Consider the following 11,521-nt stretch of genomic DNA (forward strand, 5'->3'; position numbering starts at 1 on the left):
GCTCACCGCCACCGTCACCGCGATCGCCACCAGGGTGGCGGCGGCACCGCGTGAGCGGGGCACGTTCCAGTCCCGGGCCAGTTCCACCTGGGCCACGAACGCCCACACCGAACCCGGCAGGTACTTGCCGAGCTGTCCGACGAACATCACCCGCGCCGCCACCGGTCGTGGCAGTGGTGAACCCAGCCCGGACAGGAGGGAACGCCAAGCCAGCATCTGCGCGGCCAACCCCAGCATCCCGGCCAGGACGGCGCTCGGCAGCACCCACAGGGGGAGTTCGGCGACGGCCTCGCGCGCCTGGGACCAGTTCGCGTACAGGGCCGCCCCCGCGCAGGCGCACACCACCAGCAGTAGGACGAGGCGCACCCACGCGTTACGTCGAAGCCGAGTCAGCACACCGCCACCCTAGTGCGGTGAGCGGGCGGGCCCACCGGCTCGACCCTGCCCCGTGATCTTGCCACCAGAGGCAAGGAAGACGCTTTCCTTGCCTCTGGTGGCAAGATCATCCCGGTTGAGGACCCGTGAGTCGCACCGCCAACATTTCCGGACATACCGAATGGTCGGTGGCGGCCACGACCCGGAAAAAGCCAACACGTAGGGTTGGCCGGTATGAGTGGTGCTAACGACCCGGCCCCCGTGTCCACACCCACGGCGTCGGCCATGCGCAGGGCGCTGGCCCGTGCCCGGGACGGCAAGACCCTGGACCCGATGGAGGCCGAAACCCTTCTGCACGCCCGAGGTGAGGACCTCGACCGACTCCTCGACTACGCCGGACGGGCACGCGACGCCGGCCTGGAGGCCTCCGGGCGCGGCGACGTCATCACCTACAGCCGCAAGGTGTTCGTCCCGCTCACCCGGCTCTGTCGGGATCGCTGTCACTACTGCACCTTCGCCACTGTCCCCGGACGCCTCGAATCCCCCTACATGTCCCCGGACGAGGTCCTGGAAATCGCTCGCAGGGGCGCCGAGATGGGCTGCAAGGAAGTCCTCATCACCCTGGGAGACCGTCCCGAGGATCGCTGGAAACAGGCCGCCGAGTGGCTCGACTCACGCGGCTACGACGACACCCTCTCCTACGTGCGTGCCATGGCGATCATGGTCCTGGAGGAGACGGGCCTGCTCCCGCACCTCAACCCCGGAGTGCTCACCTGGTCGGACCTGCAACGCCTCAAACCGGTCTCGCCGTCCATGGGCATGATGTTGGAGACCACCTCACGGCGCCTGTTCGAGGAGAAGGGCCAGGCGCACTACGGCAGCCCCGACAAGGACCCGGCCGTCCGCCTGCGCGCCTTGGAGGACGCCGGACGTTCCAGCGTTCCCTTCACCACCGGAATCCTCCTGGGGATCGGCGAGACCCTCGCCGACCGGGCCGAGTCGATCTTCGCGATGCGCGGGGTCTCCCGCCGCTACGGCGGCCTCCAAGAGGTCATCGTGCAGAACTTCCGCGCCAAGCCGGACACCGCGATGATGCACCGACCCGACGCCGAACGGGAGGAGATGGCCGCCACCATCGCCGTCACCCGCCTGGTGATGGGACCCAAGGCGCACATCCAGGCCCCGCCCAACCTCCTGGGCGCGGAGCAGGGCGGTGTGGACGAGTACGAGTTGATGCTGCGCGCGGGCATCGACGACTGGGGCGGGGTCTCCCCGCTGACCGCCGACCACGTCAACCCCGAACGCCCCTGGCCCCAGATCGACGACCTGGCCGCCCGCACCGCCGCCCAGGGCTTCACCCTGCGCGAGCGCCTCACCGTCTACCCCGAGTACATTCGCGCCGGCGAACCCTGGGTGGACCCACGGTTGCGCGCCCACATCGACGCCCTGGTCGACCCCGACACCGGCCTGGCCCGCGAGGACGCCCCCCTGGTGGGCCGCCCCTGGCAGGAGCCCGAGGCGGTCATGGTCGCCTCCGGCCGCACCGACCTGCACACCGGTATCGACACGAAGGGGCGCACCGAGGATCGCCGCAGCGACTTCGACGCGGTCTATGGAGATTGGGACGAGCTCGCCTCCGGTGTCGACCGGCAAGGCGCGGTACCCCGCCGCATGGACCCGGAGATCGCCGCCGCCCTGCGCAGCGCCGAACACGATCCGGCGGGCCTGAGCGACGACGAGGCGCTCGCCCTGCTGCACGCCGACGACGAGGCCCTGGAGGCCCTCACCGACCTGGCCGACCGGGTGCGCCGTGACACCGTCGGCGAGGACGTGACCTACGTGGTCACCAGGAACATCAACTTCACCAACGTCTGCTACACCGGCTGTCGTTTCTGCGCCTTCGCCCAGCGCCGCACCGACGCCGACGCTTACACGCTCTCCCTGGACCAGGTCGCCGACCGGGCGGAGGAGGCGTGGAAGGCCGGCGCCACCGAGGTGTGCATGCAGGGCGGTATCCATCCGGACCTGCCCGGCACCGCCTACTTCGACATCGCCGCGGCCGTCCGTGAACGTGTCCCGGACATGCACGTGCACGCGTTCAGTCCGATGGAGGTGGTCAACGGGGCGGCGCGCACGAACCTGTCGATTCGGGACTGGTTGACCCGCGCTCGTGAGGCCGGACTGGGATCCATTCCCGGGACGGCCGCCGAGATCCTCGACGACGAGGTCCGGTGGATCCTCACCAAGGGAAAGTTGCCCGCCAGTGAGTGGATCGAGGTCATCACCACCGCCCACGACCTGGGCATTCCCACCACCTCCACGATGATGTACGGGCACGTGGACTCCCCGCACCACTGGGTGGCGCACATCAAGTTGCTGCGTTCCCTACAGGAGCGGTCCCGAGAACGCAACGGACGGCCCGGCTTCACCGAGTTCGTGTTGTTGCCGTTCGTGCACACCAGCGCACCGATCTACCTGGCCGGACTGGCCCGCACCGGTCCGACCGTGCGGGAGAACCGGGCGGTGCACGCCCTGGCCCGACTGTTGTTGCACGGGCAGATCGACAACATCCAGGGTTCGTGGGTCAAACTCGCCGAGGGCACCTTCCGGAGCTTGCTCCAGGGCGGGGTCAACGACGTGGGCGGCACGCTCATGGAGGAGACCATCAGCCGAATGGCGGGTTCGGGCCAGGGCTCCTACAAGACGATCAGCGACATCAAGGCCCTGGTGGAGCCGACCGGACGTCCGGTACGCCAGCGCACCACCACCTATGGCCCGGTCCCCGAAGAGCGTCAGCGGGTGGCCCAGGCCAGTGACGGCGTCGCCCCCGGCATCTTGCGTCCCAACCTGCCATTGGTCTGACCCGGCGGCTCCGATCCGACACGGCGAGGGCCGAAGGGCCGGACCACGCGAAAGGGGCGGGGCGCCGAGGATGGCGCCCCGCCCCTTCCCGGCTCACGCGGCCCAGGGATGGCGGAGGTGTGGGCTACGCGAGGTCGTGCCGTCCCGGGTGGGCGGCCGGGGGAGGAGGGGTGCGGGGGAGCACCCTTCCTCGGTGGTCGAAGCGGTCAGCAGGTACCGACGAGCTCCCACACTCCCCACTCGCCACCGGTGCCCGGCTCATCGCCCTGGGTCCACCAGCGTGCGGTGTAGACGGAACCGCCGTGGGAGACGGAGTCACCCTGGGTGTAGACGGTGCCGGTGCTCCAAGCGGGGGGGTCGCAGTCACCGGGCTCGGTGGGGTCCGGGCTCGGGGTGGGCGTGGGGCCGGAGTCGCCGGGGCCCTGGGCCAGTCGGTCGGAGATGGTGTCGGCGAAGGCGTAGCCGTTGGTGGCGTCCCAGTTGATGGACCAGGTCATCACGCCACCGATCGGTCCGTAGGGGGTGTCCGGTGAGAACGATCCGCAGTTCGTGCCGGCTTCCAGACAGTCCAGGGCGGCGATGATGTCGCTCGGCGGCATGTATCCGCCACCGGCCGCGGAGGGGACCGCGGGCAGGCCTAGGCCGACCTGGTCGGGGCTCAGACCCATTTCCAGTTGGATGCAGGCCTGCGCGGCGACGAAGTCGCTGGTGCCCTGGGTGTAGACGCCACCGTCGCACCCCAGCATCGAGCCGGAGTTGTAGTACTGCATGTTGACGATGGTGAGGATGTCGGAGATGTTGTCCGCCAGCCGGTAGTACCCGGCACTGGGGCTTTGGAAGTCGATCGTCTGCGGCGCCATGGCGATGATCAGGTCGGGCCCGACCCGGTCGCTGAGGTCGCGTAGGGCGTTGGTCAAGTGGTCGGCGTCGATGCCGTGTTCCAGGTCGATGTCGACACCGTCGAACCCGTAGTCCTGCATGAGGTCGTAGGTGGTGTCGGCGAAGTTCTGCGCCTGGGTGGGGTTGGTGACGTCGACATGGCCGACTTCGCCTCCCACGGAGATGATGACCTTGCGCCCCTCGGCCTGGATGGCGGCGATGTCGTCGCGGAACTGCGCGTCGGTGTACCCGTTCAGTTCGTTGGTGGCGAGGTCGAAGGTGATGCCACCGTCGAGTTGGGGGTGGTTGTCGGCGAAGGCGACCGCCACCAGGTTGTACGCGGAGGGGATCTCCGAGAGCGGCATGACGACGGAGCCGTTGTCGAAGTTGTGCCAGTAACCGGTGAGCCACTGTTGGCTCTGCCGTGTCTCCACGGCGTTGGAGACGGGTTCGGCCTCGGTGACTTCGGGGGTGGCGCCGCAGGCGGTGACGAGCGCGGTGGCCGCGGCGGCGAGACCACCCAGGAGGGTGGTCCCGATCTTTCGGGTGGGCATGCGGGGGTGCTCCTTTAGCCGAGCGGGAGACGAGCAGGGGCTCTGTGAGCCGCTGACTGTTAGGAGACCTTAGAGTTACGCGGGTGACGCGTCAACGGAAATGGTAAGGAAAGTTTGTAGTTTTCTTGGGTACTCCGACCCGATCGTGATCTTCTCCGTCGGGGGTGTCGTCCGACATGGGGACGCGCCACCCGGTACCGGCCGGGCGGCGCGTCGAAACAGGTCTGGTGAGCGGGTGAGGAGGGCTCAGCGCACCACGAGGAAGTCCTTCGGGTCCCGCGGTGGGCGATCCTTGGGGGGCTCGGCCGCGTACCCCACGGCCACCGCGCCCATGGGGCTCCAGTCCGCGGGGACCTCCAACACCTCGCGGACCACGTCCGCGCAGAACATCGTGGAGGAGATCCAGGCCGAACCCAGCCCCTCCATCGCCAGCCCGATCAGCAGGTTCTGTACCCCCGCGCCCATCGCCACCAGGAACATCGACCGCTCCGCGGTGGCCCGGCGCTCGTCCGGGTAGGGATGCGCCCCGTCCATCACCAGAAACGGCACCATCAGGTACGGAGCCTGGCGCAACACGTCGCCGCGCCTGGTACGGCGGGCGATCTGCTCCTCGGTGAAACCGTCCCCGCGCAGGTCGGCCACCCATGCCTGGAGCATCGCGTCCAGCAGTCGCTTACGGGTTCGGGGCGACTCCACCGACACGAACCGCCACGGTGTCGTGTGGTGTGGCGCCGGCGCGGTCACCGCCGAGGCCACCGCGCGACGCACCGATTCCGGGTCGACCGGACGGTCGGAGAAGGAACGTACGGTCCGCCTGGCGGGAACCACGTCACGCGATCCGTAACGGAACAGGTCGGCGTCGGCGGGTCGCACCAACTCCCTCGCGCCCGGACCGTCCTGGTCGGTGACCAGGTCACCCAGCCCCGACACCACGGCCACCGGTACCGCATCGGTCTTGCCCTTGACCAGTTCACCGGCGCCGGCGATCTCGTCGGCGACCGCGTTGACGGTGGCCTCCATGAGGTTGCCGTGGGTATCGACCGTGCCGCGCAGGTCCTGTACCGCGCGTAGCCCGGCCACCCCGATGGCCACGTCCGTCTGCCCCACCCGCCAGGGGCGACCGAAGGTGTCGGAGATCACCACGCCCACGCGCACGCCTAGACGTTCGGCGATCGCGGCGCGCAGGGTGCGGGCGGAGAGGTCGGAATCCTCCGGTAGCAGCAGCACCGTTCCGGGCTCGACGTTGGAGGCGTCCACCCCGGCGGCGGCCATGACCAGTCCTTGACGGGTCTGCACGATCCGGGTCCGGCCCATTCGGGCGACGACACGTTCGGTCTCGGCGTCGATGGCCGCCTCGCGGTCCATGCGCACCGCTCGCCCCTCGGCCTTGCTGATGATCTTGGAGGTGACGACCAGCACATCGCCATCGGTCAGGGGTTCGCCCGAGTCGGTCACCGCGTCCACGATCAGGGCGGCCACGTCGTCGCCGGCGCGCACCTCGGGGATCCCGGCCAGGCCGCGTACCCGAAATTCGGTGCTCATGAGGCCTCGTTCCCGCGCAGTTCCAGGGCCAGGTCCAGGGCGGCTCGCGCGAGGGCCTCGGTGGCCTCCGGATCGCTCATGTACAGTGGCCGCGAACGCACCTCGATCCCCTCGACCTCGGTCCCGGCGTCGGCCTCGTCGACCAACCAACCGTCCAGCAGGTCCGCTCCCAGGTGTTCGGCGACCGCTCCGGCCTCGGTCTCCACCCCGATCGCGCTCAGGCAGGCATCGGCCATGCCACGCACGGGGGCGCCGCCGATGATGGGGGAGACACCCACCACGGTCTTGTCGACCATGGCCTCACGAATCCCCGCGATGTTGAGGATGGAGCCCACGCTGACCACCGGATTGGACGGTGGCAGGAGGACGACGTCGGCGTCGCGGATGGCCCGCAGCACGCCGGGAGCGGGCTTGGCTTTCTCCGCCCCCAGGCTGATGATCTCCTTGGCCGGCAGCCCGGCCCGGTGTTTGATCCACCACTCTTGGAAGTGAATGGCCCGACGCCCCTGCTCGTCCTCGACGATGACGTGCGTCTCGACCTGCTCGTCGGTCATCGGTAGTAGACGTACCCCCGGCCGCCAGCGGTCGCACAGGGCCTCGGTGATCGAGGAGAGGGGGTATCCCGCGGCGATCATCTGTGCCCGTACGATGTGGGTGGCGGTGTCCCGGTCACCGAGTCCGAACCAGGTGGGTTTCATTCCGTAGGCGGCGAGCTCCTCCTTGACCGTGAAGGTCTCGTCGGTTCGGCCCCACCCTTGTTCCTCGTTGATGCCACCTCCCAGGGTGTACATCACGGTGTCCAGGTCCGGACAGATTCGGAGACCGAAGAGGGTGATGTCGTCACCTGTGTTGCCGATGACGGTGATCTGGTGGTCTGTGGCCTGGTCCGGGCCGGTCGACGCGTCCGTTCCGAGTGTGGCCTTGAGGCCCCGGAGGAAACGTGCGCCGCCGATACCGCCGGCCGGTACGACTATCCGCATGCGCCCAAGTCTGGCAGGCTGGGGGCGTGTATGGGTCGTCTGCCCCACCGTGGGCACGATCCGTCGTGACCGAACCGGTGGCGGCGATTCGCGAACCTTCGGACGGCGGTCACCATCCCACCTCATCGGCTCCGCGTTCGGCGCCCCTTATGTCCCGCTCACGCACGGTCAGCCGATTCACCCGACAGTCCGACGATATGCCAAGCTTCCTCCGACGCGATGGCGAAGCAGCAGAGGGGAACCTCTCTTGAACAACGAAACACTAGAACGCCTGCGCCTGCCAGGGGCCTGGGTCCTGTTGGGAGCCGTGGGTGTCACCATGCTCTCGGGCCTCATCCGGCTGATCATCGAATCCAGTGGGATCACCGGCAGCTTCGCCTGGGCCATGACGGGTTCCGGAGGGTCCTTCTACGGGATCACCGTCACCCTGATGTTGGTCTCCGCGGTCGCCTTGGTCCTCACCAGTGAGCGCACCCGCCAGGGTTCCTTCCCGGTGGTCCTGACCGCGATGATCATGACCGGCCTTGGCCTGCTCTTCTGGCTGATCGCCCTCATCAGCGGCTTCATCGACGTCGACAACGGGGGCCTGGCCTTCGCCGGTTTCCTGAGCCGGGCCGCTCAGGGAGCGGTCCTCGGTTTCTTCGGCTTCTTCCTGCTGAAGATCTTCAACGACCCGACCATCGTGCCGCGCGCCCAGCCGCAGCAGGCCCAGTACCCGAATCCGTTCCCGCCCATGACCGGTGGGCAGCAGGGCATGGCCCAGCCGGGTTACGGGGCGGTCGACCCCGCACAGGCCTATGGTCAGGACGCGGTTGCTCAGCAGCAGGCCGCTTATGGTCAGCAGTACGGAACCGGCGATCAGCAGGCGTACGGTCAGGACGCGGCTGCTCAGCAGCAGTATGGGACCGGTGCTCAGCAGGCGTATGGGCAGGATTACGCGGCTCAGCAGGCCTATGGTCAGGATGCGGTTGCTCAGCAGCAGGCCGCTTATGGTCAGCAGTACGGAACCGGCGATCAGCAGGCGTACGGTCAGGACGCGGCTGCTCAGCAGCAGTATGGGACCGGTGCTCAGCAGGCGTATGGGCAGGATTACGCGGCTCAGCAGGCCTATGGTCAGGATGCGGTTGCTCAGCAGCAGGCCGCTTATGGTCAGCAGTACGGAACCGGCGATCAGCAGGCGTACGGTCAGGACGCGGCTGCTCAGCAGCAGGCCGCCTACGGCCAGCAGTACGGAACCGACGCCTACGGACAGCAGGCCGCCGTGCAGCAGAACGCGTACGGTCAGGGATATGACCCGGCCCAGTACGCTCCGCAGGCCTACGACGCCCAGCAGGGCGCCGATCAGCAGGCCCAAGAGGCCATCCAGAACGGCTGGTACCAGGAGCAGGCCCAGCCTCGCACGGGTCAGGAGACCTCTCCCGAGGATGGAGTTGAAGGATTCTTTAACTCCGGTGAGAAGACTGGTACCGAGGCGTCGGACCAAAGTGGTGGCTCTTATGGGAGTCAGTACGGATCTGGTGCCGGATACGGCCCTGACCAGCAGGGACAGGGTGGGACCGACAACCAACAGAACTGGTACGGCAACGAAGGCCAGCGCTGATCCACTCAGGTGCACCCCGTAGTCGCGCGCCTTGGAAGGTACGTGAATTGCGTGGTAATCCACAGAACGGACATCGCGGGCCTGCCGGTGGAGGCCTGTCGCATGATATTCAGTGGATTACCACGTAGGGCGCTTGACTCGTGTCAAGGCGCCCACGTGTAATTCCGATGTGGGATTTCCACCCGGCCCGGGGGAAGAAATGGGCCGGGACATCTATTGGGGGGCTACAGGAGGTGCGCATGAGCGAGGTCATCCCGCTGGCGCACGGCTCGGATGAAGATCTGGGCTGGCAAGAACGTGCCCTGTGCGCGCAGACCGACCCGGAGGCGTTCTTCCCCGAGAAGGGCGGCTCGACACGGGAGGCGAAGAAGGTCTGTCAGTCGTGCGAGGTACGCGCGGAGTGCCTGGAGTACGCGCTGGAGCATGACGAACGCTTCGGCATCTGGGGGGGACTCTCCGAGCGTGAGCGCCGCAGGTTGAAGAAAGCCGCCGGAGGAGATTTCGATTTCCTGGCGGAGATGCTCTAGGAGCGAGCGCCACGGCGCGTCTGGACCCACGGGGTCCGGGCGCGCCTTCCTCATGTCGGGTGCGTCCGTGGCATCGACACCCTCACCACGGTGGAGAGGTTCCTCCACCATCTTGACCATGAATAGTCCGATATGGTCGCCCCGTCGTTCCGGACCGAATATCCCCCCAATGGTGTGGGGTGGCGTATCGTGAGGTCCCGCCTTCGCACTCGCGGACGGCGCCGGCGTCCCTTCACGCCCACCGATCGCATCGGTCGGAACGCATCTGGGCCCCGCTCACGGGTGCCACCCTTCTCCTGGAAGAGAACCCACCGAAGCCGTGCATGACCTGGATTCCGCTCGTCACGTCGTCACCGCGGTCATTGTGTCCCACGACGGCGCCCGTTGGTTGCCCCAGACCCTGTCCGCGCTGCGCGCTCAGACCCGGCCGGTACAACGCGTGGTGGCGGCCGACACCGGTAGCACCGATGGTAGCCACGACCTCCTCGCGGACCACCTGCCCGAGGACGCAATCATCGACCTGCCCGCCGACACCGGGTATGGGGACGCGGTCCGGGCCGCCCTTGGACTACCGCGTTCCAGCACGGGGGTGCGAGGTTTCGACGACGACGCCACCGAATGGATCTGGCTCATCCACGACGACCTCACCCCGGAGAAGGACACCCTCGAACGGCTCCTGATCGCCGCGGACGACGACCCCCGAACCGCGGTACTGGGCCCCAAGCTGCGCGACTGGTTCGACCGCCGTCTCCTGATCGAGGTCGGGGTGACCATCGACGGTGCGGGGCGTCGGGAGACCGGCCTGGAACAACGTGAGTTCGACCATGGCCAGCACGACGGCACCCGTCAGGTCCTGGCCGTTTCCAGTGCGGGCATGTTGGTCCGGCGTGACGTGTGGGAACGCCTGGGCGGCTTCGATCCGGCACTGCCGCTGTTCCGCGACGACATCGACTTCTGCTGGCGTGTGGGAGGCGCGGGGCTACGAGTACGCCTGGTCACCGAGGCCGTCGCCTACCACGCCGAGGCCTCGGCCCGACGGCGCAGGCGCATCACCGCCACCCGCAACCATCCCCGTCGGGTGGACCGCAGGCACGCGGTGTTCGTGCTCTTGGCCAACCTGCCGGTGGGCGGGATGGTGTTCGCGCTTCTACGCAACTCCGTGGGCTCGTTGTTGCGCGTGATCATGTATCTGCTGATCAAACAGCCGGCCAACGCCTTGGACGAGGCCGCCGCGATCACCTTGGTCTACGGTCGGCCCTTCCGATTGGCCAAGGCGCGCTTCCGGCGTCGCCGTGATCGTCGTCGCACCTACAGCGCCATTCGCCCCTTCTTGGCCCGTGGCGTGGCCATGCGACAGTTCGCCGACGCGGTCACGGGACTGCTCACCGGTGAACCCGTCGGCAACACCGCAGGACGTCACCAGGCGGTCACCGTGCCACCCGAGGAGGACGACGGGGTGGCCGACGACTCCGAGTCGTTCCTGCGCCGGGTGGTGCTCCAACCAGGGCCGCTCCTGGTCATCGGTCTGACCGTGGTCACGATCATCGCCGAACGTTCGCTGCTCTTCGGTACTCTGCTCGCCGGTGGCGCGTTGCCACCGGTCGCGGGCAACGCCGCCGACCTGTGGAACCTGTACCTGGCGGCCTACCCCGACAGTGGTGTGGGTAGCGACGGGCCCGTTGCGCCCTACGTGGGTTTCCTGGCCCTGCTGTCCACACTCACCCTGGGAAAGCCCTGGATCGCGGTGATGGTGATCCTGCTGGGCTGTGTCCCCTTGGCCGGGCTGACCGCCTACCTACTCGCTCGAGAGGTACTGGGCTATCGCCCGGCGCGTTTGTGGATGGCGGGCGCCTACGCGCTCCTGCCCATGGCCACCGGTGCCGTCGCCCAGGGGAGGCTGGGCACCGCCCTGGTGCACGCCCTCCTGCCGGTGCTCGGCCTGATGCTGGTCCGACTGGTCTCCATGCCGCCCAAGCCGTCCCGGCGGGCCGCGTGGGGGCTGGGCCTGACCCTGACCATCGCCACCGCGTTCGTCCCACTCGTGTGGCTCCTATGCCTGGTCACCGGCGTGCTCGTGGCGGTGGCCTTCGGCCACCTGGGCCGACGTGTCTACGTCAGCGTCGCCATCGGTCTGGGGGTCCCCCTGGTCCTGCTCATGCCGTGGACCTTGGAGCTGTTGCTGCACCCGAGCCTGTGGCTAAC

7 protein-coding genes and 1 pseudogene are annotated in these 11,521 nt (G+C 68.1%); 4 read left to right on the forward strand and 4 right to left on the reverse strand.

The features are described 5' to 3' along the window. Positions 1 to 396, reverse strand: a pseudogene (locus tag D472_RS0111365) (lysylphosphatidylglycerol synthase domain-containing protein); the annotation flags it as partial. A gap of 213 nt (positions 397 to 609) precedes the next feature. Here D472_RS0111365 and D472_RS0111370 point away from each other — a divergent pair. Then, positions 610 to 3,237, forward strand: a complete 2,628-nt coding sequence (locus tag D472_RS0111370; protein ID WP_083903442.1) for a bifunctional FO biosynthesis protein CofGH — start codon at positions 610 to 612, stop codon at positions 3,235 to 3,237. A gap of 206 nt (positions 3,238 to 3,443) precedes the next feature. On the opposite strand, the gene D472_RS0111375 is transcribed toward D472_RS0111370, so the two are convergent. From D472_RS0111375 to cofD, 3 genes are all read right to left on the reverse strand, one after another. Beyond that, positions 3,444 to 4,670: a glycosyl hydrolase family 18 protein gene (locus tag D472_RS0111375; RefSeq protein ID WP_017604610.1), complete on the reverse strand. Its 1,227-nt coding sequence runs from the start codon at positions 4,668 to 4,670 to the stop codon at positions 3,444 to 3,446. 246 nt (positions 4,671 to 4,916) lie between these two features. Next, on the reverse strand, positions 4,917 to 6,212 hold the full coding sequence (locus D472_RS0111380; protein ID WP_017604611.1) for a coenzyme F420-0:L-glutamate ligase: 1,296 nt from the start codon (positions 6,210 to 6,212) through the stop codon (positions 4,917 to 4,919). Beyond that, positions 6,209 to 7,192 carry a 2-phospho-L-lactate transferase gene (gene cofD, locus D472_RS0111385; RefSeq protein WP_017604612.1) on the reverse strand — a complete coding sequence of 328 codons (984 nt, stop codon included), beginning with the start codon at positions 7,190 to 7,192 and terminating at the stop codon, positions 6,209 to 6,211. Before cofD ends, D472_RS0111380 begins: the two co-directional genes overlap by 4 nt. A gap of 247 nt (positions 7,193 to 7,439) precedes the next feature. Here cofD and D472_RS0111390 point away from each other — a divergent pair, with 247 nt between their 5' ends. The 3 genes from D472_RS0111390 to D472_RS0111400 all read left to right on the forward strand — a co-directional run. Beyond that, positions 7,440 to 8,792, forward strand: a complete 1,353-nt coding sequence (locus D472_RS0111390; RefSeq protein WP_026117593.1) for an ABC transporter permease — start codon at positions 7,440 to 7,442, stop codon at positions 8,790 to 8,792. A 239-nt stretch (positions 8,793 to 9,031) separates the two neighbouring features. Beyond that, a complete protein-coding gene (locus D472_RS0111395) occupies positions 9,032 to 9,319 on the forward strand; it encodes a WhiB family transcriptional regulator (RefSeq protein ID WP_013154770.1) in 288 nt (95 codons plus the stop codon). Positions 9,320 to 9,638: 319 nt separating this feature from the next. After that, positions 9,639 to 11,521: glycosyltransferase (locus D472_RS0111400; protein WP_017604613.1), on the forward strand; the 1,883-nt coding region annotated here is incomplete at its 3' end.

The organism is Nocardiopsis alkaliphila YIM 80379, assembly GCF_000341005.1.
GTDB classification, from domain to species: Bacteria; Actinomycetota; Actinomycetes; order Streptosporangiales; family Streptosporangiaceae; genus Nocardiopsis; species Nocardiopsis alkaliphila.